Annotated in this window: 24 protein-coding genes; 17 read left to right on the forward strand and 7 right to left on the reverse strand. The window is 66.6% G+C overall.

What is annotated here, in order from left to right:
- The first annotated feature begins 27 nt into the window (after window positions 1-27).
- Together Q2T94_RS19105 and Q2T94_RS19110 are read left to right on the forward strand one after the other, a co-directional pair.
- Entirely contained in the window at window positions 28-705 is a 678-nt protein-coding gene (locus Q2T94_RS19105) for a DUF5998 family protein (RefSeq protein WP_302266186.1), read from the forward strand.
- A 24-nt stretch (window positions 706-729) separates the two neighbouring features.
- Complete coding sequence (locus Q2T94_RS19110) at window positions 730-1,911, forward strand: alkaline phosphatase family protein (protein ID WP_302266187.1); 1,182 nt, start codon at window positions 730-732, stop codon at window positions 1,909-1,911.
- 84 nt (window positions 1,912-1,995) lie between these two features.
- On the opposite strand, the gene sepH is transcribed toward Q2T94_RS19110, so the two are convergent.
- On the reverse strand, window positions 1,996-3,090 hold the full coding sequence (sepH, locus tag Q2T94_RS19115; RefSeq protein WP_302266188.1) for a septation protein SepH: 1,095 nt from the start codon (window positions 3,088-3,090) through the stop codon (window positions 1,996-1,998).
- Window positions 3,091-3,421: 331 nt separating this feature from the next.
- Here sepH and Q2T94_RS19120 point away from each other — a divergent pair, with 331 nt between their 5' ends.
- Entirely contained in the window at window positions 3,422-3,730 is a 309-nt protein-coding gene (locus Q2T94_RS19120; RefSeq protein ID WP_264270648.1) for a DUF4193 domain-containing protein, read from the forward strand.
- A gap of 90 nt (window positions 3,731-3,820) precedes the next feature.
- Here the strand turns inward: Q2T94_RS19120 and Q2T94_RS19125 are convergent, their stop codons facing one another.
- The gene (locus Q2T94_RS19125; RefSeq protein WP_367281560.1) at window positions 3,821-4,351 is read right to left on the reverse strand and encodes a DUF3093 domain-containing protein; all 531 of its coding nucleotides are present in this window, start codon (window positions 4,349-4,351) and stop codon (window positions 3,821-3,823) included.
- Window positions 4,352-4,506: 155 nt separating this feature from the next.
- Here Q2T94_RS19125 and dut point away from each other — a divergent pair, with 155 nt between their 5' ends.
- Genes dut through Q2T94_RS19145 form a run of 4 tightly spaced genes read left to right on the forward strand, consistent with a single transcriptional unit; the run spans window position 4,507 to window position 7,001 of the window.
- Window positions 4,507-4,977 (forward strand): dUTP diphosphatase, encoded by a 471-nt coding sequence (gene dut, locus Q2T94_RS19130; protein WP_264270650.1) that lies wholly within the window; start codon window positions 4,507-4,509, stop codon window positions 4,975-4,977.
- Window positions 4,978-5,025: 48 nt separating this feature from the next.
- Window positions 5,026-5,808 (forward strand): DUF3710 domain-containing protein, encoded by a 783-nt coding sequence (locus tag Q2T94_RS19135; protein ID WP_302266189.1) that lies wholly within the window; start codon window positions 5,026-5,028, stop codon window positions 5,806-5,808.
- A 22-nt stretch (window positions 5,809-5,830) separates the two neighbouring features.
- Entirely contained in the window at window positions 5,831-6,220 is a 390-nt protein-coding gene (locus tag Q2T94_RS19140) for a hypothetical protein (RefSeq protein WP_302266190.1), read from the forward strand.
- 55 nt (window positions 6,221-6,275) lie between these two features.
- The gene (locus Q2T94_RS19145; RefSeq protein ID WP_302266191.1) at window positions 6,276-7,001 is read left to right on the forward strand and encodes a DUF3159 domain-containing protein; all 726 of its coding nucleotides are present in this window, start codon (window positions 6,276-6,278) and stop codon (window positions 6,999-7,001) included.
- Between the two features lie 116 nt (window positions 7,002-7,117).
- On the opposite strand, the gene Q2T94_RS19150 is transcribed toward Q2T94_RS19145, so the two are convergent.
- Both Q2T94_RS19150 and Q2T94_RS19155 read right to left on the reverse strand, forming a co-directional pair.
- The gene (locus Q2T94_RS19150; RefSeq protein ID WP_302266193.1) at window positions 7,118-7,786 is read right to left on the reverse strand and encodes a potassium channel family protein; all 669 of its coding nucleotides are present in this window, start codon (window positions 7,784-7,786) and stop codon (window positions 7,118-7,120) included.
- Window positions 7,786-8,469, reverse strand: a complete 684-nt coding sequence (locus Q2T94_RS19155; RefSeq protein ID WP_302266194.1) for a potassium channel family protein — start codon at window positions 8,467-8,469, stop codon at window positions 7,786-7,788. Before Q2T94_RS19155 ends, Q2T94_RS19150 begins: the two co-directional genes overlap by 1 nt.
- A 159-nt stretch (window positions 8,470-8,628) precedes the next feature.
- Here Q2T94_RS19155 and Q2T94_RS19160 point away from each other — a divergent pair, with 159 nt between their 5' ends.
- From Q2T94_RS19160 to Q2T94_RS19175, 4 genes are all read left to right on the forward strand, one after another.
- Window positions 8,629-10,677, forward strand: a complete 2,049-nt coding sequence (locus Q2T94_RS19160) for an APC family permease (RefSeq protein ID WP_264270656.1) — start codon at window positions 8,629-8,631, stop codon at window positions 10,675-10,677.
- Entirely contained in the window at window positions 10,674-12,026 is a 1,353-nt protein-coding gene (locus Q2T94_RS19165) for a class I SAM-dependent RNA methyltransferase (RefSeq protein WP_302266195.1), read from the forward strand. The genes Q2T94_RS19160 and Q2T94_RS19165 overlap by 4 nt, the downstream gene beginning before the upstream one ends.
- 180 nt (window positions 12,027-12,206) lie before the next feature.
- A complete protein-coding gene (gene acnA, locus Q2T94_RS19170; protein WP_302266196.1) occupies window positions 12,207-14,912 on the forward strand; it encodes an aconitate hydratase AcnA in 2,706 nt (901 codons plus the stop codon).
- A 290-nt stretch (window positions 14,913-15,202) separates the two neighbouring features.
- Entirely contained in the window at window positions 15,203-15,739 is a 537-nt protein-coding gene (locus Q2T94_RS19175; protein WP_302266197.1) for a hypothetical protein, read from the forward strand.
- Window positions 15,740-15,846: 107 nt separating this feature from the next.
- On the opposite strand, the gene Q2T94_RS19180 is transcribed toward Q2T94_RS19175, so the two are convergent.
- Window positions 15,847-16,275, reverse strand: coding sequence for a low molecular weight phosphatase family protein (locus Q2T94_RS19180; RefSeq protein WP_302266198.1), 429 nt, complete (start codon window positions 16,273-16,275; stop codon window positions 15,847-15,849).
- Window positions 16,276-16,479: 204 nt separating this feature from the next.
- On the opposite strand from Q2T94_RS19180, the gene dxs reads away from it, so the two are divergent.
- The 3 genes from dxs to Q2T94_RS19195 are packed head-to-tail and all read left to right on the forward strand — an operon-like array spanning window position 16,480 to window position 19,629.
- Window positions 16,480-18,447, forward strand: a complete 1,968-nt coding sequence (dxs, locus tag Q2T94_RS19185; RefSeq protein WP_302266199.1) for a 1-deoxy-D-xylulose-5-phosphate synthase — start codon at window positions 16,480-16,482, stop codon at window positions 18,445-18,447.
- Entirely contained in the window at window positions 18,444-19,043 is a 600-nt protein-coding gene (locus Q2T94_RS19190; protein WP_302266200.1) for a ribonuclease FAU-1 family protein, read from the forward strand. Before dxs ends, Q2T94_RS19190 begins: the two co-directional genes overlap by 4 nt.
- A gap of 13 nt (window positions 19,044-19,056) precedes the next feature.
- Window positions 19,057-19,629, forward strand: a complete 573-nt coding sequence (locus Q2T94_RS19195) for a hypothetical protein (protein ID WP_302266201.1) — start codon at window positions 19,057-19,059, stop codon at window positions 19,627-19,629.
- A gap of 76 nt (window positions 19,630-19,705) precedes the next feature.
- Here the strand turns inward: Q2T94_RS19195 and Q2T94_RS19200 are convergent, their stop codons facing one another.
- Entirely contained in the window at window positions 19,706-20,362 is a 657-nt protein-coding gene (locus Q2T94_RS19200; protein WP_302266202.1) for a maleylpyruvate isomerase family mycothiol-dependent enzyme, read from the reverse strand.
- 368 nt (window positions 20,363-20,730) lie between these two features.
- Window positions 20,731-22,158 (reverse strand): argininosuccinate synthase, encoded by a 1,428-nt coding sequence (argG, locus tag Q2T94_RS19205; RefSeq protein ID WP_264270665.1) that lies wholly within the window; start codon window positions 22,156-22,158, stop codon window positions 20,731-20,733.
- A gap of 192 nt (window positions 22,159-22,350) precedes the next feature.
- Between argG and Q2T94_RS19210 the strand changes: the two genes are divergently transcribed.
- From Q2T94_RS19210 to Q2T94_RS19220, 3 genes are all read left to right on the forward strand, one after another.
- Window positions 22,351-23,325, forward strand: a complete 975-nt coding sequence (locus Q2T94_RS19210; RefSeq protein ID WP_302266465.1) for an aldo/keto reductase — start codon at window positions 22,351-22,353, stop codon at window positions 23,323-23,325.
- Between the two features lie 3 nt (window positions 23,326-23,328).
- Entirely contained in the window at window positions 23,329-24,423 is a 1,095-nt protein-coding gene (locus Q2T94_RS19215; RefSeq protein WP_264270666.1) for a nucleoside hydrolase, read from the forward strand.
- A 101-nt stretch (window positions 24,424-24,524) separates the two neighbouring features.
- Window positions 24,525-25,331 (forward strand): ECF transporter S component, encoded by an 807-nt coding sequence (locus Q2T94_RS19220; protein WP_302266203.1) that lies wholly within the window; start codon window positions 24,525-24,527, stop codon window positions 25,329-25,331.
- Window positions 25,332-25,340: the final 9 nt, after the last annotated feature.

Consider the following 25,340-nt stretch of genomic DNA (forward strand, 5'->3'; position numbering starts at 1 on the left):
TTCGTCCCCTTGGGTAGACTGGTAGGCATGACCCCCCTTTCTTCGGCCACGGGCCCCGACCTGCAAGCTGACCTCGACCGTGCCGGGTTCTACCCGAAAATGGTTGCCGACATCATCGACGAGGCACTCGATGGGCGGGAGACCGGCGCGCACCTGGTGCATCTGGAGACCCACTTCGACCAGCACGAGGTCCACCGGCACATCACCGTTTTGGTGCTGGCCGAGGACGTGCTGCTGGTGGCCCACGTCGATGACCAGCAGCTGGACGAGAAGGGCAAGGAAGTCATGGCCCAGGTCTCCACCGAGCTGGTCCAGCTCTCCAAGGTCACCACCGTGGCCACCAGTTACGTCTACCACCAGCCGCAGAACTACAGCACCGGCGACATGGTCAAGGAATTGACCCTGGGCATCGCCTGGGCCGGTGCCCAGCGGATCGACCTGGCCCCGGCCGGTTGCGCCGACCCCGCTTGCGACGCCGACCACGGCTACACCGGCACCTCCCAGCAGGAGGACCTCGTGCTACGCGTGAGCGCCGAGGCCGACGGCGTCAATGCCGTGACCGCCGCCCGCGGCTTCGCAAAGTCAATGCGCCGTGCATCGGCCCCTCGCGGCGCCGATGCGTCCCGCCCCGGGGCCGCGGCACCCGCCGCCGAGGTGCGCGGACGCGTCGGCTCGCGCTTCGGCCGAAACACCCACCAGGGCTAAGGCCACAAGGGAGAACACCGCCTCGTGGCAACCAGCACCCGCAGAACCCCTGCCACCGCCTTGCCGGCGGCCCCTCCGTATGGAAGCAAGACGATCGCCGAGTTGCTGCCCAGCGCGGCGGCGGCACTGGGAGTCAAGGGCTTCGAGAACGCCCTGGGGCTTCCGACGGCCAACCGCATCTGTGTGGTGATGGTCGACGGCTTGGGCAAGGCCCTGCTCAAGGCCCGCGGGGGACATGCCCCGTTCCTGCGCAAGCTCATGGAAACCTCGCAGACCCTGCACGCTTCCTTCCCCTCCACAACCGCCGCCTCGCTGACCTCCATGGGCACCGGCCTGCCGCCGGGGCAGCACGGGGTCGTGGGCTACGACGCGGTAGACCCCGAACGCCGCCGCGTCGTGAACCAGTTGGGCGGCTGGCCCAAGGACCTGGACCCGCTGTCCTGGCAGCCGCACCGGACGGTGTTCGAACAGGTGGCGGCGGCCGGGGTGCACACCGCCACGGTGTCCCTGTCCCAATTCAGGGATTCGGCCCTGACCAAGGCAGCACTGCGCGGCCCCGAATTCACCGCGGCGGAGTCCCCGCACGCACGGGTGCGCGCCACCTGCGAGATCCTCGCGGCCAATCCCCGCTCCCTGGTGTACTGCTATTTCAACGAGCTGGACAAGGCAGGGCACCGGCACGGCAAGGCATCGGCACAATGGGGAAACGCGCTGGAGGACCTGGACTCGGTCATGCGCACCCTGGCCGCACGGGTCCCGGCCGGCACGTTGCTGCTGCTGACGGCTGACCACGGCATGGTCGACGTGGACGAGAAATGGCGGATCGACTACTCCGAGTTCCCTGAGCTGGTGGACGGGGTCGAACTGACCTCCGGCGAGCCGCGAGGGGCACAACTGCATTTCCACGCCCAGACCCCGCCGGCCCAGAGGGAGGCGGTGGCCGAGGCATGGCGGGAACGCTTTGGGTCCAAGGCCTGGGTGCTCGGCCGCGACGAGGCCATCGACCTGGGCCTGTTCGGGCCGGTGGATGACCGGGTGCGCGAACGCATCGGGGACCTGCTCATCCTGTCCGCGGAAGACATTGCCTTCCTCGACGGGCGGAGGGTGAAGCCCGCCGCATTCACGATGATCGGGCAGCACGGCTCGCTGACCCGCGCCGAGTGCGAGGTTCCGCTGCTGACCCTGGCGCGCCCGGCCGGGAAATAGCACCCAACAGCAAAGGTCCGGTTTTTGGCATCAAATCCTTGCCAAAAACCGGACCTTTTCCGTGGGTGCAGCGCCTACGTGGAGTCAGTCGTTGTTGTTGCGCCGGCCGAAGACGATCTCGTCCCAGCTGGGCACCGAGGAACGCTTGGCCTTTTTCTTGCCACCGGCCTCATCGTCGTGGGCACCGGCTTCCGAACCCTCTGCCGATTCCCCCTTGTCAGGAGTTTCCGGGCGAAGGCTCGGCACCAGGGAAATGGTCGTGGTTCTTGAGCTGACGCCGTCATAGAGTCGGGGCAGGCCGTCGTCCTGCGGCGCGGGGCCAGCCAGACGCGGGTCGTCCTCCGGGTGAGGGGAGCGTGAAAGCATGGCGGCCAGCGCGTCGTCGCCCTCTTCGTCGAGTCCCAGGCGCTGCCCGCGGCGGGCGCTGAGCGCGTCAAGGAGCTGTTCCGAGTCGGCCACGGCTGCCTCAAAGTCGACGTCGTCCCCGTCGGCCTCGACGTCGAAGGGGTCGTCGGCGACGGCCGTCAGTCGGCGGGCACCCACCGGCGCGTCGAGCGGTTCCAGTTCGCTCAGGACCTGGGCCCAGCGATTGGCGTTCTGCAGCGATTTGCGGTTCGGGTGGAACGACCAGCGCGCGACGGATTCCTCGGAACCGGCGTCCAAGGCGATGCTGGCGTCGGATTCGGGCAAATCGAAGGTTGCCACGACCTCCCAGGAACCATCTGCCTCGCGCCAGGCGTCCCAGGCCAGGGATTCGGTGTCTATGCCCATCGAGTGGATGCGATAGGCGACCATTTCGCCGAGGTTGGCCGGTTCCTCGCCGAAGATGCTGCGGTAGCCGTCATGGGTCTGCGGGGCGGAAACCTCCACATTGCGCGCCTGGGAGGCAATGTATTCGCGTTCGGCCAGCACCGGACCCTCGTAGCGCATGATGCGCTCCAAGGACATGCCGGAAACGGCCGCCACGTCCTCTGCCGTGGCGCCGGAACGGATCCGGGCCTGGATGTCGCGGGGCGACAACGGCGCGGCTTGCGCCTCCGAACGATCGGCCCGGGCTGCTCGAGTCAATGCACTTCGCAGCGCTTCATCGACGGGCAGCACAAAACTGTTCCCGTCGTCGCTGCTCAGGTGCAGGCTCTCACTGTTCTCGTGGATTCCCACCAGTCGGAGTTGACGCATGACTATCCTCCACAAACCGTCGTGTTGTGACTAAAACTTTGCCACCTGCGCGGGCAAATACCTAAGAGGTGCCTTGGTGTGGCGCGGACCGGCTTCATGATTATTCCCACCAAGCCCGAAAACGCGCGTAAAAACGGGTAAAAAATCCCGTCTTTGGACCCGAAGGTGCAATGATGAACAGTCGGTTCCCGACCGGGCACAAAAAAGCATGATTCTGCGTTGAAGCATAAGCGCATGAATTTGCGTGGATTGACCCGAGGGACCGGAACCGGTCCCGGGACGACCCAAGACGAACAACAGCTTGAACCAAGCGGAGTGTGAAGCAGCAATTATGGCAACCGACTACGATGCACCTCGGAAGCATGCCGAAGACGATGAGAAGCCCGAGGCCCTGCCCGAGCTGAAGGCCCAGCGCAGCACGAACACCAACGCCTCGAATCTCATCGATGAAGACGAGGCGGCCCTGGCCGACAGCTATGAGCTGCCGGGTGCCGACCTGTCGGGCGAAGAACTCGCGGTCATGGTGATGCCGGCGCAGGCGGACGAGTTCACCTGTGCGTCCTGTTTCCTGGTGCGGCACCGTTCGCAGATCGCCCTGCAGAAGGACGGCCTGCTCTACTGCACCGACTGCGAGGGCTAGCCACAACACAACGCCCGCCACCCTCGCCAATCCCCGCACAAGCGGGAGCAGGGGGATGGCGGGCGTTTTTGTGCCTCGGTGGATTGGCGCCTAGGCGGTGCCGGATTCCTCCGCGGCATCGGGGGAGTTGCCATCCTGCGCCTCGGGGTTCTCCACGGGCTCGCGGTACTGCACCATGACGCCGCCCAGGGCGGCGGTGAGTTCCTCGGGACGGCGGGTCGAAGCCAGCCAGTACGGGGTGGAGTCGCGCTCGTCGGTGATCTGGATGCGCACCACCGGGTCGATCCAGCCGCGGATGCACATGAAGGCGATGCCGTTCAGGCCCGGACCGCGCTGGTGGTAGGCCGCCGCGCCGCGGTAGCCGGTGACATCGCCAACGAATTCACGTTCAATGGTGGCACGTCCCACGGTCAGCGTTTCGTCGCGGACCTCGATCTTCGGGGTGCTCATGACCAGGGCGAAGGAGATCAGGCCCAGGGCGACGACGCCGGCCACGACTCCCCAGCCCAGGCCCACCGGGATGAACGCGATGGCGGCGGTGGCGCCAAGGCCCAGCGTCACGACCCAGATCCACCACGCGGGCCACAGCTTTTCGCTGAAGTGGACGGGGGCAGGTTGCATCGGTGAAGGGTTCTCGGCCATACCCTCAAGCATAGGCGGTTGGGAGTCCGTACCCGGCCAGCGCCGGCGCGCCCGAGGGACTAGAGTTAATGGGAAACAGCAGTGGCCGTGCCGTGGCCAGAACCCAATCTTGAACCCCTTGGAGTGGAAAATAGATGTCCGAATCGAGAGTCGATATCGCCCTGAAAATGCTTGATCCGGACCTTCCGGCACCAAGCTATGCGCACGAGGGCGATGCGGGAGCAGATCTGTGTGCCCGCGAGGACGTGACGCTGGAGCCGGGACAACGGGCGCTGGTTCCCACCGGCGTCTCCCTGGCGCTGCCCCTGGGCTACGTCGGGTTGATCCACCCGCGTTCCGGCCTGGCCACCAAGCACGGCCTGACCGTGGTCAATGCGCCGGGGACCGTGGATGCCGGGTACCGTGGTGAGTTGAAGGTCACGTTGTTGAACACGGATGCAACCACCCCGATCGTGCTCAAGCGCGGGGACCGCATCGCCCAGCTAGTGATCCAGAAGGTCGAGCGGGCCCACTTCATCCAGGTCCAAGATCTTGACGACTCCTCGCGCGGCGCCGGCGGCTTTGGCTCCACCGGTGGTTTCGAAACCGCAAACAGCAGCCACTAGGGCCGGCCAGCGAAATCTCACGGTCGATACAGCAAGAGAGCAACTTCAATGATTTTCAAGCGTAAGAAGAAGGCCGTCGCCGAGGCGCAGCCCGAACAGACCATCGCCGGACTCAATGCCGCGGCCGCCAGCGGGACCGGGGAACCGGCGGGGGAAAAGCCTGCCAAGGCTCCAGAGGCGGAGGCCGCAGCGCAGGACGCGCCGGCGGCAACCCCGGAACGCGCGGGCGGGCCCTTTGACGGTGATGACATCGAGGACCACGAGGGCTTCCTCGACCTGGGAGCCTTGCTGATCAAGCCGGTCCCCGGCCTGCAACTTCGCCTCGAGGTCGAGGAATCCACGCAGCGCGTCATCGCCGTGGCACTGGAGATCGGTGGTTCGCGCATGCAGCTGCAGGTCTTCGCCGCACCCAAGTCCGATGAGCTGTGGCCAGGCATCTCCACTCAGATCGCCACCGGCATCGCCGACCAGGGCGGGGAAACGGAAATGGTTCCCGGCCGCTTCGGCAACGAATTGCTGGCCCGGGTTCCGCAGACAGCTCCCGACGGACGCCAAGGCCATGTGGCGCTGCGCTTTCTGGGCATCGACGGTCCGCGCTGGTTCCTCCGCGCGGTCATCGGCGGTTCGGCGCTGACGGATGCGGCCGAATCCAAGATCATGGAGGACACCCTGGCACAGGTCGTGGTGGTGCGCGGCGACACGCCGATGCCGCCGACCGAGTTGCTGTCCCTGACGGTGCCCTCCGGTGCACTGGCCCGTCCGGATGAAACCGGCGAGGCCCCCGGCACCGAGCGTCCCGAACGTGGCCCGGAAATCACCCAGATCGGCTGATTCGTTGCCCAAGGACAAAGCGGTGAAGGCCACCTGGTCGCAGCGACCGGAAGTCGCGGACGTCCGTGAGCCGGGCGAGCAGGGACCCACGGGCGTCCAGCCCCTGGCGTCCCTGGCCGAGCTTCCGGTACGCGGGCGCATCGCGCACCGCGGCTACGTAGAATCCATCACGATCCTTCCCCTGGCGCAGGCCCCGGCCTTCTCCGCGACGGTCGTTGACCACCCGGCGCCGCCCGGTGGCCGCCGAAGCGCGGTGCCGCACCTGCGGCTGGTGTTCCTGGGCCAGCGCCGGGTACCGGGACTCGTGGCAGGCTCCCGGATCAAATACGAAGGCATGGTTGCACCGCTTGATTCGGTGCCCACGGTCTTCAACCCCCGCTACGAGATCCTGCCCGAGCGCAGCTCCCGCTAGCGGTGCGCACCGCCCCCCATTCACCCTCGAGTCTTCCCAAGGACAACGGACCGCCATGAGCGAGCACAACGAACAGCAGCCCCAGCCCGAGGACGATGCGCCCGGTGCCGAGGACATGGCCCGGCGAATCGGCGCCAATTCCGGCATCGAACGCCGCGAGGACGGGCAGATCGACGTGCTCAAGACCATTGGCGGGGTGCGCGGACTCGTCGAGTCGTTGCTGCCGGGACTGGTTTTCCTGGTCATCTTCACCCTGTGGCAGCAGCTGAACACCGCGCTGATTGCCTCGGTGACCGTGGCCCTGGTGTTCACCGTGGTGCGCCTGGTGCGCCGCGGCTCCCTCACCCAGGCGCTGACCGGCCTGGCGGGCGTGGCCATCTGCGCCATCTTCTCCAGGGTCACCGGGGAGGCCAAGGACTACTACGTCCCCGGCTTCTACACGAACCTCGCCTACGGGGCGGCGTTGGTCATTTCGATCATGGTCCGCTGGCCCCTGATGGGCGTGATCTTCGGATTCATCCGCTCGGAACAAACGCATTGGCGGGAAAACAAGCTGCGCGCCAGGCAATACGCCTGGGCGACCTGGATCGTGGTGGCGGTATTTGCCGCGCGTTTGGCCGTCCAATTCCCGCTGTACCTGGCCGACAACGTCCCGGCCCTGGGCGCGGCGCGCCTGGCCATGGGTGTGCCGCTCTATGCTGCGGCGCTGTGGGTTGCCTGGATGATCTCGCGGCCGCAGAAGGCGCCGGCCGGCCAACCGACACCGGACACCATCGCCTAGCCTGGCGGGCCCCGGCTACGCGATTCGCACGCAGTCCAGTGCACCTGGCGTCCATGCCGGGACGGCGCTGGGCCGTCCCGGGGAGTGGACCGCGGTTGGCGGGGTTCGCGCCGAGGCTATTGCTCGCCGGTGGTGCGCAGCACGGTGCGCAACTCGTCCTCAGCCACAATCGTGGTCACGAAGAACAACTCGTCCCCGCCCTCGATGACATCATCCTGGCTGGGCGCCAGCGGGATGTCATCGCGCAGGATCGCCACCACCGTGGCCTCGTTGGGCCACGCCACCGAGCCCAGGGTGCGCCCGATCAGCGCCGAATCGTGCGGGACGGTGAACTCCACCATCGAAACCACGCCCGATTGCAGGGTCATCAGGCGCACCAGGTCGCCGATCTCCACCGCCTCCTCGACCAGGGCCGTCATCAGCCGCGGGGTGCTCACCGCGACGTCGACGCCCCAGGCGTCGTCGAACATCCAGTCGTTCTTCGGGTTGTTCACCCGGCCGACGGTGCGTCCGACGCCGAATTCGCTCTTGGCCAGCAGCGATACGACCAGGTTCACCTTGTCGTCTCCCGTGGCCGAGACAACCACGTCGACTTCTTCGAGCTTGGCTTCCTTGAGCACAGAGAGTTCGCAGGCGTCGCCGAAGAGCCAGCGGGCGCCCTGCACCCCGGCCCGCGAAACCACCTCGGGCTTCTCGTCGATGAGCAGCACCTCGTGCCCGTGGCTGATCAATTCCTTGGCAATGGAGCTGCCCACGGACCCTGCTCCGGCAATCATGACCTTCATTACGTGTTTTGCTCCGTGATTGGTTTGGGGGCGACCGAGAGGACCTTCTCGATGTCCTTGTCGGCGTGGACGGGCATCATCGCGTGCACGATGTCGCCCTGCTGCAGCCGCATGCCGGGAACCGGCAGCACGCCCTCGCCAAAGCGCGAGAGGTAGGCGATGCGGATCGGGGCGGCGGCCTCGAGCTCCTCGAGCCCGTAACCGTACCAGCCCTCGTGGATGTTCACCTCGCCGAGGATCAACCGGCCGGAGGCCTCGCGGAAGTCGCCGTGAAGCGAATGTTCGGGCAGGATCCGGCGCAAGACCTGGTCAGAGCTCCAGCGCACCGCAGCCACCGTGGGGATGCCAAGGCGCTGGTAGATCTCCGCCCGCCCCGGGTCGTAGATGCGGGCCACCACGTGCGGGACGTGATAGGTCTCGCGGGCCACCCGGGTGGCCAGGATATTGGAGTTGTCGCCGCTGGAGACCGCGGCAAAGGCGTAGGCCTCCGCGATCTTCGCCCGTTCCAGGGTTTCGCGGTCGAATCCGACGCCGGAGACCTTGAGTCCGGAGAAGCTGCGGCGCAGGCGGCGGAATGCGCGGTCGTCCTGGTCGATGATCGCCACCGAGTGCCCGGCGTCGTCAAGCGTGTGGGCCAGGGTCACGCCCACCCGTCCGCAACCCATGATGACGAAGTGCGCCATGATCCATCCTTCTTGTTCCCGCCGAGGTGCCTGCGGTCCTCCGTGGCACGGTTCATTCCCCAGTGTTTCACGGTTAGGGCCCCCGATGCGGGATTCTTCACGTCGCCCGCGACGGTGTGGTGTATGACAGGTGCGGGCAAAGGGGGCTAGCTTTGGATCGTGCTTTCATTCCTTGACGCGTTGAAACGGATCCTGGTGGGGCGCCCCTTCAGGACCGAGCGCCTGAAGGAGGCCCCGCTGCGCAAGCGCCTTGCGCTGCCCATCTTTTCGGCCTCTGCTCTCTCCTCAATTGCCTATGCACCTGACGAGGTGATCCTCACCCTCGCGCTGGCGGGGCTGGGAGCCATGGCTTTCTCGCCCTCGGTGGGTCTTGCCGTCATGGTCGTGATGCTTGTCATCATCGCCTCCTACCGCCAGTCCGTGAAGGCCTACCCCTCGGGCGGCGGCGACTACGAGATCGCCTCGGTGAACCTGGGCCCACGGGCCGGGACCACGGTGGCAGCTGCCCTCCTGGTCGACTTCGTGCTCACCGTGGCGGTGTCCATTTCCTCCGCCTCGCACTACGTCATCGCCGCATTCCCGGCGTTGGACGGAAGCCAGGCATGGTTCGCCACCGCCGGGGTCGTGGTGCTGACGGTGCTGAACCTGCGCGGGCGGGGCCGGTCCAAGATGGGCACCGCTGCACCCGTTTACTTGTTCATCGGCGTGGTCCTCGTGATGCTCGCAGCCGGCGGGATCCTTGCTGCCACCGGCACGCTGGGGACCGCCCCCAGTGCCGGCTTCGAGGTGGTTCCCGACCCCGACTATCCGCACGGGCTCACCGGCCTGGCCGGGGTGCTGCTGGTGCTGCGCGCGTTCTCCACGGGATCCGCCGCGCTCACCGGGGTCGAGGTCCCGATCTCCAACGTCCACAAGCTTGCGGCCCCCAAGGCCCGCAATTCGGCTGCGGTGTTGCTGCTGCTGGGCCTATTCGCCGGCGCATTGACCCTGGGGACCATGTACCTGGCGCGGGCAGTGCAGGTCCGCGTGGTGGAGGATCCCGCCACCGGCCTGCGCCTGGACGGCGGTCCGATCCCTGCCGACTACATCCAGCATCCGGTCCTCGGCCAAGTGGCGGAGGCCATCTTCGGCGGCGCGTCCATCGGCTTCTACCTGGTGCTGGCGGTGACGGTTGCGGTGCTGCTGATAGCCGCGCACACGGCCTTCAATTCCTTCCCCAACCTGGCCTCGCACCTGGCCACCGACGGCTACCTGCCGCGCCAGCTGCGCACCCGCGGGGACAGGCTCGGCTTCTCCAACGGCATCCTGGCCCTGGCCATCGCCGCCATCGCGTTGATCTGGGTGTTCGACGCCCACGTTCCGACCTTGATCCAGCTCTACGTGGTGGGCGTCTTCGTGTCCTTCACGCTGAGCCAGCTCGGCATGATCCGGCACTGGGGCCGCGAACTGGCCCAGACCCCGGACAAGCGCGTGCGCGCCCGCATCCACCGCTCCAGGCTGCTGAACCTCGCGGGCTTCGCGCTCACCGCCGCTGTGCTGCTCATCGTGCTGGGCACCCGGCTGGTTCACGGCGCCTGGCTGGCGGTGCTGGGCATCGCCGTGCTGTTCGCGATGATGGATTCGCTGCACCGCCACTACGTGCAGGTGGACAGGGAACTTGCCATTGGCGAGGACGAATCGGCCACCGCCCTGCCTGCCCGCGTGCACGCACTGGTGCTGGTCTCCACGCTGCGCAAGCCGGTGCTGCGTGCGGTGGCCTTCGCCCGCGCCGCGCGTCCCTCGAAACTCGATGCCATCGTGGTGGACGCCGACTCGGAGCGCACCGAGGCGACGCTGGCCCGGTGGGAGGCCCTGGGCATCCCGGTGCCGATCACGGTGCTTGCCTCCCCGTACCGGGAAATCGCCCCGCCACTGATTGAGCACATCCGCTCGATCAAGCGCGATTCACCGCGCGACCTGATCGTCGTCTACATCCCCGAATACGTGGTGGGCCGCTGGTGGGAGCAACTGGTGCACAACCAGACCGCCATGCGCATCAAGAACCGCCTGCATTACGAGCCCGGGGTCGTGGTGGCCTCGGTGCCGTGGCGCCTGGCCTCCTCCGACGCCTCCATGGACCTGGGCCCCACCGAGGAAGCCTCGGCAGGCGCCAAGCCCATGCCGCATCCAGCGGCACCCCAGATCTCCAATCCGAAAGACAAGCCATGAGCACGCACGAAAACATCCTGAAGGTGCGCCTCGACGCACCGGCCCACGGCGGCCACACTGTCGCCCGACACGAGGGCCGGGTGATCTTCGTGCGCCACGGCATTCCCGGCGAACTGGTTTCGGTCGCCGTGCGCGATGACGGCGAAAAGGCCCGCTTCTGGCGCGGCGACGTCGTCGAGGTCCACGAGGCCTCCGCGGACCGGGTACCGCATTTCTGGACCCAGGCCGACTCCCTGCACGCGGCCCCGCGCGGCGTCCTGCCGGTGGGCGGCGCGGAATTCGGGCATATCGCACTGGACGCCCAGCGCCGGATCAAGGGCCAGATCTTCGTCGAGCAAATGCAGCGACTGGGCGGCATCGACGTGGCCGAACACGGCTTCACCGCGGTGCGCGCGCCCGAGGGGGAATCCGCCGACGGGCTGGGCTGGCGCACGCGCACGGCCTTCGCAGTGGACGCCAAGGGCCGCCTGGCCATGAGCGCCTTCCGCTCCAACGACCTGGTGCCGGTCAAGGAAATGCCGCTGGCACACCCGAAGATCAACGAGCTGGCGCTCTGGGAGCTGCCGCTGGCAGGCATCAGCCGCATCGAGGTTGCCGTCGGATCCGGCGACGATGGCGGGGTTCTGGTGCTCTTCATCGAGGACGGAACCGTAGCCGGGGCAGCGGGCCGCGCGGCCAAGCGCCTGCCCGAGGGGACCAGCGCCGCGGCACTGACCCAGGTCGGAGGATCGGCTGCCGACGGGCGCGGTGCCCTGCAGCGCTTGCGCGGGCGGACGTGGCTTTCCGAATCGGTGGCGGGCCACGACTACCGCATCACCGGCGAAGGTTTCTGGCAGATCCACCGGTTGGCCCCCGCCACCCTGGTGGAGCGCGTGATGAGCCAGTTGGCGCCGGGCTACGGGACGCGCATCGCGGACCTCTACGCCGGGGCAGGTCTCTTCAGCGCACCGCTGGCCAAGGCCGTGGGCGACGACGGCATGCTGCTGTCCATTGAGGGAGCCCCGGGAACCAGCAAGGACGCCCTGAAGAACCTGCGTGAATTCCCCCAGGCGATCATTTCCCAGGGGCGCGTTGAAAAGACCTTGTCCAGGGAATTGAATACGCGCAAGGCCAAGCTGGATTCGATTGTGCTCGATCCGCCGCGCACCGGTGCCGGCAAGACCGCCGTTTCCGCGATGGTGCGTTCGGGTGCCAAGAAGATTTCCTACGTTTCGTGCGATCCTGCATCGTTTGCCCGTGACACTGCGGATCTCCTGGCTTCGGGGTTCCGCTTGGAAGAGGTTGATGTCATTGACCTTTATCCGCACACTCACCACATGGAAACCGTGGGACTGTTTGTCCGCCACTAGGCGTTGATATGACTCCGTCCGGCCCGAAAATGTCGGGATGGCGGGGTTTCAAGGGTGGCGGGGGATAGACTGTTTATAGCTCTGCCGCTAATAAAACACAGGTAAACTCAGTTAGGATCGCCTAACTGGATTTCCTTGTGGGCGTGCAACGAAGATGTAATTCCGGCGAGAGGAGTCCCCGTGAGCAATGTGGACAGTTTTGGTGCCAAGGGCGTATTGGACGTCAAGGGCAACGAATATGAAATTTACCGGCTGAACGCAGTCGAAGGTGCGCAAAGCCTTCCGTACAGCCTCAAGGTTCTGTTGGAGAACCTGCTTCGCACCGAAGATGGCGCGAACATCACCGCAGAACACGTCAAGGCCGTAGGCCAGTGGGATGCAAACGCAGAACCGAACACCGAAATCCAGTTCACCCCTGCACGCGTCTTGATGCAGGACTTCACCGGTGTTCCTTGCATCGTTGACCTCGCCACCATGCGCGAGGCAGTCAAGGAACTTGGCGGAGACCCGACTCGGGTGAACCCGTTGGCTCCTGCCGAAATGGTCATCGACCACTCCGTGCAGATCGACGTCGCCGGCAACGCCGGTGCCCTCGAGCGCAACATGGAAATCGAATACCAGCGCAACGGGGAGCGTTACCAGTTCCTGCGTTGGGGCCAGACCGCATTTGATGACTTCAAGGTGGTTCCCCCGGGAACCGGCATCGTGCACCAGGTCAACATCGAGTTCCTGGCTCGCACCGTGATGACCCGCGAAGTCAACGGCGTGCTTCGTGCATACCCCGACACCTGCGTCGGCACCGACTCCCACACCACCATGGTTAACGGCATGGGCGTGCTGGGCTGGGGCGTTGGCGGCATTGAGGCCGAGGCAGCAATGCTCGGCCAGCCTGTCTCCATGCTGATCCCGCGCGTCGTGGGCTTCAAGCTCAACGGATCGATCCCCGCCGGTGCCACGGCAACCGACGTTGTGCTGACCATCACCGAGATGCTGCGCAAGCACGGTGTTGTCGGCAAGTTCGTCGAGTTCTACGGCCAGGGCGTCGCCGAGGTGCCGCTGGCAAACCGCGCGACCATCGGCAACATGTCCCCGGAGTTCGGTTCCACCGCGGCCATGTTCCCGATCGACGACGTCACCCTGGACTACCTGCGCCTGACCGGCCGCTCCGAGGAGAACGTGGACCTCGTCGAGGCCTACGCCAAGGAGCAGGGCCTGTGGCACGACCCGAGCCGCGAGATCCGCTTCTCCGAGTTCCTCGAACTCGATCTCTCGACGGTGGTTCCCTCCATCGCCGGACCGAAGCGTCCGCAGGACCGCATCGAGCTTTCCAGCGCGAAGGAACAGTTCCGCAAGGACATCCACAACTACGCAGCTGGTGCAGCCGACGAACTGAACATCGGTCGCCCCTCGACGTCCGTAGAGGTCACCAAGGCCGACGGAACCAGCTTCTCCATCGACCACGGTCTGGTCTCGATCGCTTCGATCACCTCCTGCACCAACACCTCCAACCCCTCGGTCATGCTTGCCGCAGCCCTGCTGGCACGCAAGGCAGTGGAAAAGGGTCTGGTGTCCAAGCCATGGGTCAAGACTTCCGTCGCCCCGGGCTCCAAGGTCGTCACCGAGTACTACGAAAAGTCCGGCCTCATGCCGTACCTGGAGAAGCTTGGCTTCTTCGTCGTGGGCTACGGCTGCGCAACCTGCATCGGCAACTCCGGCCCGCTGGACGCTGAGATCTCCGAGGCCATTCAGGCTCACGACCTCTCCGCAACCGCAGTGCTCTCGGGTAACCGCAACTTCGAAGGCCGCATCAACCCGGACGTGAAGATGAACTACTTGGCTTCCCCGCCATTGGTCATCGCTTACGCCCTGGCCGGCACCATGGACTTCGACTTCGAAACCGATTCCCTGGGCACCGACACGGACGGCAACGAGGTGTTCCTCAAGGACATCTGGCCGTCCCCGACCGAGGTTCAGGCAACGATGGATTCCTCCATCGATGAAGGCATGTTCGCCAAGGGCTACGACGGTGTCTTCGACGGCGACGATCGCTGGAAGGCACTCGACACCCCGGCGGGCAACACCTTCGAGTGGGTCGAGGATTCGACCTACGTCCGGAAGCCCCCGTACTTCGAGGGCATGACCGCAACCCCGGCACCGGTGGAGAACATCTCCGGCGCCCGCGTGCTGCTGAAGCTGGGCGATTCGGTCACCACCGACCACATCTCCCCGGCCGGTTCCTTCAAGTCCGACTCGCCGGCTGGCCAGTACCTGCTGGCCCACGGCGTGGACCGCAAGGACTTCAACTCCTACGGCTCGCGCCGTGGCAACCACGAGGTCATGATCCGCGGCACGTTCGCGAACATCCGCATCCGCAACCAGGTCCTGGACAACGTCGAGGGTGGCTTCACCCGCGACTTCACCCAGGAAGGGGCTCCGCAGGCCTACGTCTACGACGCTGCTCAGAACTACAAGGAAGCCGGCACCCCGCTGGTCATCCTGGGCGGCAAGGAATACGGATCGGGCTCCTCGCGCGACTGGGCAGCCAAGGGCACCGCGTTGCTGGGCGTCAAGGCCGTCATCACCGAGTCGTTCGAGCGCATCCACCGCTCGAACCTCATCGGCATGGGCGTGCTTCCGCTGCAGTTCCCGGTCGGCGAAAACGCCGAGACCCTGGGCCTGACCGGCACCGAGACCTTCTCCGTCGAGGGAGTGACCGAACTCAACAACGGCACCACCCCAAAGACCCTGAAGGTCACCGCCGTGGCGGAAGACGGCAAGACCGTCTCCTTCGATGCCGTCCTGCGCATCGACACCCCGGGCGAAGCAGATTACTACCGCAACGGTGGCATCCTGCAGTACGTCCTGCGTCAGATCTCCGCGAACTAATCTAGTTAGCGAAGATACACGCTCGCAAGGGCGGGCCGACCCGGAGAAGTCCGGGTCGGCCCGCCCTTGCGGCGTTAATGCAGCGGGGTTGGATTTTCGAGACGCACGCCCGGGGGATGCGGCCGATGGAAGAATTCGTCCTGGGGCTGGCTAGCGTGTGAATGCCATGCAGAATTCGTCTGTATCGGGACACCGCGACGAGCTGCTGTGGCATATCCATGGCAACCAATCTGGTTTTGGGCTTTACTGGTTCTACACCCATTGTTGCCATTGGAACGAGGTCGAAAATCATGGATTCAGGCCAACTGGTGTGGACCATCGTCATAATCGTTGTCGTACTGGTAGTCCTTGGACTAGTGCTCTTCTTTGGCCAACGACGTAAGAAGGAAAAGGACCACGAGCGGGCGGAAACCCTCCGCCAGTCGGCGGCCGAGGAGCAGCTCAAAGCCCGGGAGAGCGAAGCGAAGTCTGCCAGGGCTGCAGCGGACGCGAAGCAGGCCCAGGTTGACGCCGAACGCCTCCAGAAAGAAGCCCGCAACCAGAATGCCGAAGCCCAGTCAGCACGGACCAATGCACAGGAGCAGGCCAACAAGGCCAGGGCGCTTGATCCGAACGCCGAAGCCAGGGGCACCCGGGAGGATGACGCGTCCGAGGCCGGACGGGAACCGCTTAGAACGAACGCCGAAACCAGGGGTACCCGGGATGGTGATGCCTCCGAGGCCGGACGGGAACCGCTTAGAGATCCCGATCAGCCGACGCAGTCAAATCCCTCCGGCGGAACCGAAAACGGTGGGCGCCATCGGGGCGAGGGTGTCACCGGGCACTGACACGGCAGCCGGCTCCGCCCTGCATGCGTGACAAGACGTTGGTCTGTGACAAAGCGTGCAGGCGGGAACACCGATGCGGCGCCGGTGGTCATCCGGGCTACAGGGGATTAACCTGAAGTCGTTCCGAGATCATCGTTCAACATCGCAACCCGTGCTGCGATGTCATCACGCAGGAATTCCATGCGCTCGCGCTCGGTGCTCAGCTCCGCGGGCGCTTCGGCGGGAACCCAGCGCTCCATCGCGACCCCCTCGAGGACGGGGACCTGTGCCTCGCCCACGATGACGACCCGGTCCGCGGCACGCAGCACTTCCTCGGTCAATGCGGTCGGCACCTCTGCGCGCATGTCGGCGCCGACTTCTTCCACCACGGAGGCGGCCAGTTCATTGATGTGGTGGGCCGGAATGAGTCCGGCTGATTTCACCGCAATGGAATCTCCTGCGGCCTGGCGCAGTAGCGCCGCGGCGATTTGCGACTTCCCGCCATTGGTGTTGCAGACGAAGAGTACCGAGGGGGTCTGGGGGCTCGAAGTGCTCATGGGGCTGTGGATCCTAGGGCTTGGCGGGGGATGACGTAGGGCAGGGTTTGCCCGCAACTTGATCCTACGCAAGGGTGGCTTCCTTGATCCAGCGCCTGCCGATGGTGGGACGGGACACTGTGGCGTGCACCGCCATGGTGCCCGGCGGCAAGGGACGAGCGGTAAGATTGAACGGGTATTTGCCACTGCGAAAGGACTGCCTCCGTGCCACTGCTTCCGACCATCAAGGAACCGCGGGACCTTCGTGGCCTGGACGCGGCTAAAATGCACCAGCTGGCCAAGGAAATCCGGTCATTCCTGATCAAGAACGTTGCCCGCACCGGGGGACACCTGGGCCCCAACCTCGGCGTGGTCGAGCTGACGCTGGGCATCCACCGGGCCTTCGATTCACCCACCGACTCCATCATCTTTGACACCGGACACCAGTCCTACGTCCACAAGCTGCTGACCGGGCGCCAGGACTTCTCGACGCTGCGCCAGCAGGGCGGGCTCTCCGGGTATCCCGAACGCGCCGAATCGGTGCACGACATCGTAGAGTCCTCCCACGCCTCCTCCTCGCTGTCCTGGGCCGACGGGATCTCCCGGGCCCGCAAGCTCACCGGGGAAGCCGACCGCTACGTTGTCGCCCTGGTCGGCGACGGCGCCCTGACCGGCGGCATGGCTTGGGAAGCGGTCAATAACATCGCCGCCGACAAGGATCGCCGCGTGGTCATCGTGGTCAACGACAACGGCCGCTCCTACGCCCCGACCATTGGCGGACTCGCCGACCAGTTGGCCGGCCTGCGCCAGCGCCTGGACATGTTCCGCACGCACCCGGCCTACGAAAACACCATGGACAGGCTCAAGAGCCGCCTGAAGGATTCAGGCCCCGTGGGCCAGTTCACCTACAAGTCCCTGCATGCCACCAAGAAGGGCATCAAGGACTGGTGGGCACCCCAGGGCCTGTTCGAGGACCTGGGCATGAAGTACATCGGCCCCATCGACGGGCACAACCAGACGGCCGTCGACCAAGCTCTGCAGCAGGCCCGCAACTACGGCGGACCGGTCATCGTGCACGCGCTGACGGAAAAGGGCCGCGGCTATGCACCGGCCCGCGCCGACGAGGCCGACCAGTTCCACGCGGTGGGCGTCATCGACCCGCAGACCGGCGAACCCGTATCCAAGGCCTCTGCCCGTTCCTGGACTTCGGTCTTCGGCGAGGAAATCGCCGACATCGCCGACGAACGAAGCGACATCGTTGCCATCACCGGCGCGATGCTGCAGCCGGTGGGCCTGAAGACCATGTCCGAACGCCACCCCGAACGGGTGCTGGACGTGGGCATCGCCGAACAGCACGCGATGACCTCCGCCGCGGGCCTGGCCTTCGGCGGACTGCACCCGGTGGTGTGCGTCTATGCGACGTTCCTGAACCGGGCGTTCGACCAGCTGCTCATGGACGTGGCCCTGCACAAGGCCGGGGTCACCGTGGTGCTGGACCGCGCCGGGGTCACCGGGCCCGACGGACCCAGCCACCACGGCATGTGGGACATGGCCCTGATGCAGATCATTCCCAACCTCCACCTGGCAGCCCCGCGCGATGCGGTGCGGCTGCGCGAGGAACTGCGCGAGGCCGTGGCCATCAAGGACGCGCCCTCGGTGGTCCGATTCTCCAAGGGCAGCGTGGGCCCGGAAATTGTCGCCATCCAGCGCCTGCACGACGGCGTGGACGTGCTCGCCAAGCTCGGAAGCGGCGAGGAACGCGACGTGCTCATCGTTTCGGTCGGCGCCATGAGCGAACTGTGCCTGGATGTCGCCGCCCGGCTCAACGCCCAGGGCATCACGGTCACCGTGGTCGATCCGCGCTGGGTGCTTCCGGTGCCGCGCTCCATCATCGGCCTGGCTGCGCGCCACCGCATCGTGGTGTGCGTCGAGGACGGCGTCCGCGCCGGCGGCGTGGGTTCGCGTATCCGTCAGGAAATGCGCGCGGCGGGCGTCGACACGGCACTGAACGAGGTGGGCCTGCCCACCGAGTTCCTGGCCCACGGCACCCGCGACGAGGTCTTGGAACGAGTGGGACTCACCGCCGACCGGATCGCCAACGACACCTTGGCCCAGGTGCTGGGCACCAAGGTCCCCTTCGCCCGACCGCTGCCCGGAGCAGAGATGCCCACCGGACAGATTCCCCAGCTGTGAACGCAGCAGCACCGGTGCCCGCGGGCCTGCCGCGGGACCCTGCCGGTGCCGACCCCGGGGACCTGGTGGTGGCCAGGGCCTGGAAATACGACGGGCACCCGCACTGGGTGGTGCCCGGGCGCTACCTCGGCGCCGACGACCACGGCCATTGGATCTACCAGCCCGCCGGCTCGCTGGTATCGCGTCCCGGCCACGGACACTGGGCCGACACCGATGCGGTCTGCCTGGTGCCCCGTGCCGGGCAATGGCTGGGCACGTTCTACGACGACCGCGCCGAGGACTTCCGCGTTTACCTTGACCTGTCGACCCAGATCGGTTGGCGCAAACTGGCCCGCGGCGGCTGGGAAGCCAACTCCGTGGACATGGACCTCGACGTCATAGACTCGCGCTCACGCGGCATCTTCCTCGACGACGAGGACGAATTCGCCGAGCACAGCGCATCCATGGGCTACCCGCAGGAGCTGGTGTCGTGCATCAGCGACGAGGCCAGCCGCCTGCTCGGCTCGCTCGGCGGGGCACACGCCCCCTTTGACGGCACCGCGACCGGATGGCTCGCACGCGGCCGTACGGCATTTTCAGACTCATCATCCCGCTAAGGAGCACCACCGCATGTCAATAGTCCGCACCTACCGCCGCGACGAAGACGGAACCCTGTACTTCCGAGAGGCCTGGTTCTCCACCTACGAGGGCGAAGAACTCGGCCAGTTCGTGGTGAACCACGGTACCGTGGGCCACCAGTCCAAGACCGAGACCGCCAAGGACGTCACACCCGCGACGGCCGAGGGGCTGTTGGACGCGTTCTCCGAGGCCTGCCAGGAAGACGGCTTCGTGCCGCTGGCCGAGGAAGACCAGGGTTGGGTCATCGTGCAGTACGCGCTGAAGACCGCCGTGGGTACCGACCGCGACAAGTACCTGGAATCCACCGCCAAGGAAGCCCTGGTAGGGCACCTGGCCTGGCGCGGCCTGGGCACCGTGGAGTCCTCGGACTACGCCCCGCGCAAGCTGAACATCCGCGTCCTGTCCCCGGAGCCCAAGAAGGCCGTGGCGGCCATCAAGACCTGCCTGCGCGAGGCCAAGCTGGACTTCACCAAGCTTTCCATCGCCACCGCACCGTTCGAGGCGCCGGAGAAGGCCAGGCAGGCATTCCCGCTTCCGGCCAAGGCACCGTTCACCTTGGACTAGCACCATGGGCACAATGCCCGGCAACGATTCATCGTTGCCGGGCATTGTGCTGTCCAGGTCAGGTCCAATGGCAGGATCAGCTGTCCGTAGCCGCCGTGCATCGGGCCAGCAGCGCTTCGGCACCCGCACCGTCCAGCTGCCCGCAATAGGCTCCGCGTCCGGCCATTGCCATCACCAGCGCCATCGTTGTGCCTCTGGCCAGTGGGCCCGCTCCCGTGGCAAAAGGACCGTCGGTAGCCTCGAGCCGCAAACCGGCAATGTTCGTCTTGCTAGAAACCGTGAAATCCCGTTGGGCCAGGAAAACCGCGAGAGCGGTGGCGGCCTCCGGATCGACCTCGTGTTCGATCCCCAAGGGTTCGCGGACGTCCTGGCCGTGGATGAGGACTTCGCCCAACCACGCCTCGACCGGACCGAATGTCGAGGTGGTGCTGGTGAGGATCGCGCGAAAGCGTGCCAATGTTTCGGCAGGTGTTGCCCCGCGGTACTCTGACAGGCGCCTGTCATTGTGCAGGTCGAAATTGAACCTGGCACCCAGTACGCTGGCCATCCAGCGAGCCGGGCCCACACTTGCCGCGGCACTCAGGTGTGCCACGACCTCTTCCACGCTCCACCGCCCGCACAACGAGGTCGTAGCCCACTGTTTGTCCTCGAGCCCGTCGAGGTCGCGGGCCAGGGCGGTGCGCTCGGCGTGCGCCCACGACCAGAGCCGGGCGCGTGGGATGTTTTTCGACAAGGTTTCTCCGAATAATGTAGGCAACGTGGCGTGGTCGAGAAGTCTAGCAAGCCGGCACGGACCGGTGCTGCGAACCCGGGCACCTTGGCAGTCGTCAACGCATCCGGCGGCCTGCACGGAGCGACATTCAACGACGCTGACCTGCTCGAAGACGGGGGAGTCCTGGAATCCCCAACACCCGGAGACGATCCTGAGTTGCCTCCACACGATCCTGCAGGAGGAATGGGAGCACCACCGCTTTGCGGTGCGCGACCTCGATGCCATCGATTCCAGGTCATGAAAAAGGGCGGGGCGCCCTCGCCGGTTTCCCGGCAAGGGGCGCCCCGCCCCAAATGTGGCGGCCTTAAGGGCACACCGGTGATGCGCTGCTAGTCGGTGCCCGAATCAAACGCGGCACGCTCGAGGGCGCGATCGGAAGCCAATTCGTCGGCGTCGACCGCCTCGGCGTCAACGATTGCCGATGCGCCGCCGGCTTCAAGCTTGCCGACCAGCTTCACGGTCTTTTCGCCGAGCAGGCCCTGGTTGGCGTACTGCTCCAGGCGCGAGCGGGAATCGGCGATGTCCAGGTTGCGCATGGTCAGCTGGCCGATGCGGTCCAGCGGGCCGAACGCGGAGTCGCCAACGCGCTCCATGGACAGCTTGTCCGGGTGGTAGCTGAGGTTCGGTCCCGTGGTGTCCAGCACCGTGTAGTCGTCGCCGCGGCGCAGGCGCACGGTGACGGTGCCGGTGACGGCGGAGCCGACCCAGCGCTGCAGGGACTCGCGCAGCATCAGGGCCTGCGGGTCCAGCCAACGGCCTTCGTACATCAGGCGGCCCAGGCGGCGGCCCTCTGCGTGGTAGTTGGCCACGGTGTCTTCGTTGTGGATCGCATTGAGCAGGCGCTCGTAGGTGATGTGCAGCAGCGCCATGGCCGGGGCCTCGTAGATGCCGCGGGACTTCGCCTCGATGATGCGGTTTTCGATCTGGTCGCTCATGCCCAGGCCGTGACGGCCACCGATCTTGTTGGCCTCGTCGACCAGCGCAACGGCATTCTCGAAACGAACGCCGTTGATGGCGACCGGACGGCCGGCCTCGAAGGTCACGGAGACGTCCTCGGTCTTGACCTCGACCGACTCGTCCCAGTAGCGCACGCCCATGATCGGCTGGACCGATTCCAGCGAGGTGTTCAGCAGTTCGAGGGTCTTGGCCTCGTGGGTGGCGCCCCAGATGTTGGCGTCGGTGGAGTAGGCCTTTTCGGCGGAGTCGCGGTACGGGAAGTCGCGCTCGACAAGCCATTCGCTCATTTCCGAGCGGCCGCCGAGCTCCTGCACGAAGGCCGGGTCAAGCCACGGCTTGTAGATGCGCAGCTTCGGGTTGGAGAGCAGGCCGTAGCGGTAGAACCGCTCGATGTCGTTGCCCTTGTAGGTGGAGCCGTCGCCCCACACGTCCACGCCGTCTTCGCGCATGGCGCGCACCAGCAGGGTGCCGGTGACGGCACGGCCCAGCGGGGTGGTGTTGAAGTAGGCCTTGCCGCCGGAGCGGATGTGGAAGGCGCCGCAGGCCAGGGCGACGAGGCCCTCTTCGACCAGGGCGGGCTTGCAGTCGACCAGGCGGGCGGCCTCTGCACCGTATTCCAGGGCGCGGCCCGGAACGGCGTCGATGTTCGGCTCATCGTATTGGCCGAGGTCTCCGGTGTACGTGTAAGGGATGGCACCCTTTTCACGCATCCAGGCAACGGCGACGGAAGTATCAAGGCCACCGGAGAACGCGATACCTACGCGTTCGCCAACGGGCAGGGAGGTGAGGACTTTAGACATAACCCCCATCTTAAGGGTTCATGGGCGTTTACCGTGAACCCACGCCGCCTCGGCCGCGACACACTGTGCCGCCCGGCATGGTGCATGCTTGAATGCTTAGGCGGGCACAGCAACCCGCCTCCATGCCTTCCGCGCACGCGCGGGGCATTGGCCAAGGGATGACCGGTGAAAGGACTAATGCGCATGGGCACCATGGAATACCGTCGATTGGGAGCATCCGGACTGGTGGTTTCGGCCGTCGGGCTAGGGTGCAACAACCTGGGCAGGACAGGCACCGCGACCGAGGAACAGGCCGGCACCGACGCCGTCATCAACGCCGCCCTTGAGTCGGGAATCACATTCTTTGACGTCGCGGACACCTACGGCAGGGAGCCCGGGCTGTCCGAGACCATGCTCGGCAAGGCACTGGGGCAGCGGCGCGACGAGGTGGTCATTGGCACCAAGTTCGGCATGGACATGGGCGGCGCCAACGGCAACGACTTCGGTGCCCGCGGCTCGCGGCGCTACATCGTGCGGGCAGTCGAGGCATCGCTGCGGCGGCTCGGCACGGACTACATCGACCTCTACCAATTCCACACCCCGGATCAGCTCACGCCCATTGGGGAGACCCTTGCCGCGCTAGACGACCTGGTGACAGCCGGCAAAGTGCGCTACATCGGGCACTCGAACCGCGCCGGGTGGCAGATCGCCGAGGCCGAGTTCACCGCACGCGCCGCCGGCGGGGCACGCTTCGTCTCCACGCAGAACCACTACAACCTGCTCGATCGGCGTGCCGAGCTCGAGGTGGCACCGGCTGCGGAGGCGTACTCGCTGGGCCTGCTGCCCTACTTCCCGCTGGCCAACGGGCTGTTGACCGGCAAGTACTCCGGCGGCTCCGCCCCGGAAGGCTCCAGGCTGACCCACGCCCGACGGCACCTGATGGACACCGCCGACTTCGGCCAGCTGGGCGACTTCGGTGAGTTCGCCGCCGCCCGCGGACTGACCGAGCTTCAGGTCGCCTTCTCCTGGCTCGCCTCCCGGCCTTCGGTCGCCAGCGTCATCGCCGGGGCCACCCGCCCCGAACAGGTGAAGCAGAACGCCGCTTCCGCCGGTTGGAAGCCAGGCACCGAGGACCTTGCCGAGCTGGACGCGATCTTCCCGGCCGTGCCCAAGATCGCGCTCTTCTAGCCAATGGACACGCCCCGCATCCGGATCCTGCTGGACAACGACACCGGAATCGACGACGCCCTCGCGCTGGCCTACCTCGCCGCCTGCGGCCACGTTGAAATCGTGGCGGTCACCGCGACGCCCGGGAACGTCGACGCCGACCAGGTCGCTGCCAACAACCGGGCGCTGTTGGCGTTGTGCGGGCAGCCGCAGGTACCGGTGCTCATCGGCGCGCGGGCCCCCCTGCAGGTGCCGCTGACCACCACCCCGGAAACCCATGGCCCGCAAGGGGTCGGCTATGCGACGCTGCCGGATCCCGGACCCGCCGCCGGCCATGGAATAGACGCTGTCGAATACTGGATCGAGGCAGCCCGCGCCAACCCCGGGGAACTCACTGCCCTGCTGAGCGCCCCGCTGACCAACTTCGCGCTCGCGCTGCGCCGGGAACCACGGCTTCCCTGGTTGTTGGGCCGGGTGGTGATCATGGGCGGGGCCTTCTACCACCAGGGAAACACCACCCCGACCGCGGAGTGGAACACCCACGTGGACCCGCACGCCGCCGCCGAGGTCTACGCCGCCTACACCGCGGCCGCCCAGGCGGGTCTCGACGTCCAGAAGTTGCCGATCGTATGCTCGCTGGATTCCACCGAGCGCTTCGAGATGCAGCCCGGCTTGCTCACCGACCTGGCCGCCGCGGCGGGCTGCGCCGAACCCGAGCAGGTGCTTGCCGGGGACCCGGAAGGCACGCGCAGCACCGCCTCGAACCCGTTGGTGCGCTATCTTTCCGACGCGCTGCGTTTCTACTTCGAATTCCACCGCCACTACGACCAGGGCTACATCGCCCACGTACACGACTACTTTGCCGCCGGGATCGCCGCCGGCACGCTCGAGTACCGCAGCGCCGGCGCCACCGTGGATGTCGAAACCGTATCCCCGTTGTTGACGGGAACCACCGTTGCTGACTTCCGCGCGCTCTGGGGAAAGCCCGCCAACGCCCGCGTCGTGTCCTGGAACGATCCGGCGGCGGGGTTTGCCGAACTCGTTTCCCGCCTCGGTGCCCTCGCCCGGCGGCTGGACGGGGCTCCCCAAGGGGAACCGGGCCCGGGCCAAATCGGCTAGAATCATTCACCGGGCCGAGGTGACATAGGCCCCCGCTCCCGCCCAGCTGCGCCACCGGTCTTCACCGGCTGCGCCCCCAGCACCCGAGGAATGCCCCCATCATGTCACCGAACCTGACCCTGCCCGAGAAAGCCGCAGGGCACGCCCTGCGCGGCCGGATCCTTGCCGCCGCCGGAGTGCTCCTGCTGGCCGGCACCTACACCGTCCTGGTCCTGACCCAGCCGGCCGGCCTCGTCGACGGCCTCGGCCAAGGGGTTGCCCTGGCCACCTTCGCGGCCTACCTGGCAGCCGCGCTCCTGCTGCTCGCGGCCGTGCTGCCCGAGCTGCCGGTCTCCACGCTCACCCTGATCCCCGTGGCACTTGGGCTGAACATCGTGCTGGGCCAGTTTGTCGGCTCCGTGATGATCCCGCTTTACCTGGACTCGCTGGGCACGGTGCTCGTCGGCTTCCTGGCCGGCCGCCGCGCCGGGGCAGCCACCGGCGTGCTCGGCACGCTTATCTGGTCGTTGTTCAACCCGACGGTGCTGCCCTTCGCCGCGGGGGCCGCGCTGGTCGGCTTCCTGGCCGGCACCGCCGCCCGCTTCGGTGCGCTGCGCCGCCCTTATCTGGCGCCGGTGGCCGGGCTCTTGGCCGGGGTCCTGGTGGGCGTTCTCTCCGCACCCGTCGCCGCCTTCGTCTTCGGCGGGACCTCCGGGGTGGGCACCGGCGCGCTGGTCGCCGCATTCCGCTCGATGGGGGACTCGCTGCTGGGCGCCGTGACCAAGCAGGCGCTGATCTCCGATCCCGGGGACAAGGCCATCGTCTTCCTGCTCGCCGCGCTGCTGGTGTATGCGCTGCCCGGGCGGCTGAGTGCAGGCTTCGCCTTCGTGCGCCGTCATCGGGTACTCGGCCGCCGCGCCTCGCGCTAGGAAGCTGCC

Origin of the sequence: Paeniglutamicibacter sulfureus (assembly GCF_030512175.1) — a bacterium.
GTDB classification, from domain to species: domain Bacteria; phylum Actinomycetota; class Actinomycetes; order Actinomycetales; family Micrococcaceae; genus Paeniglutamicibacter; species Paeniglutamicibacter sulfureus.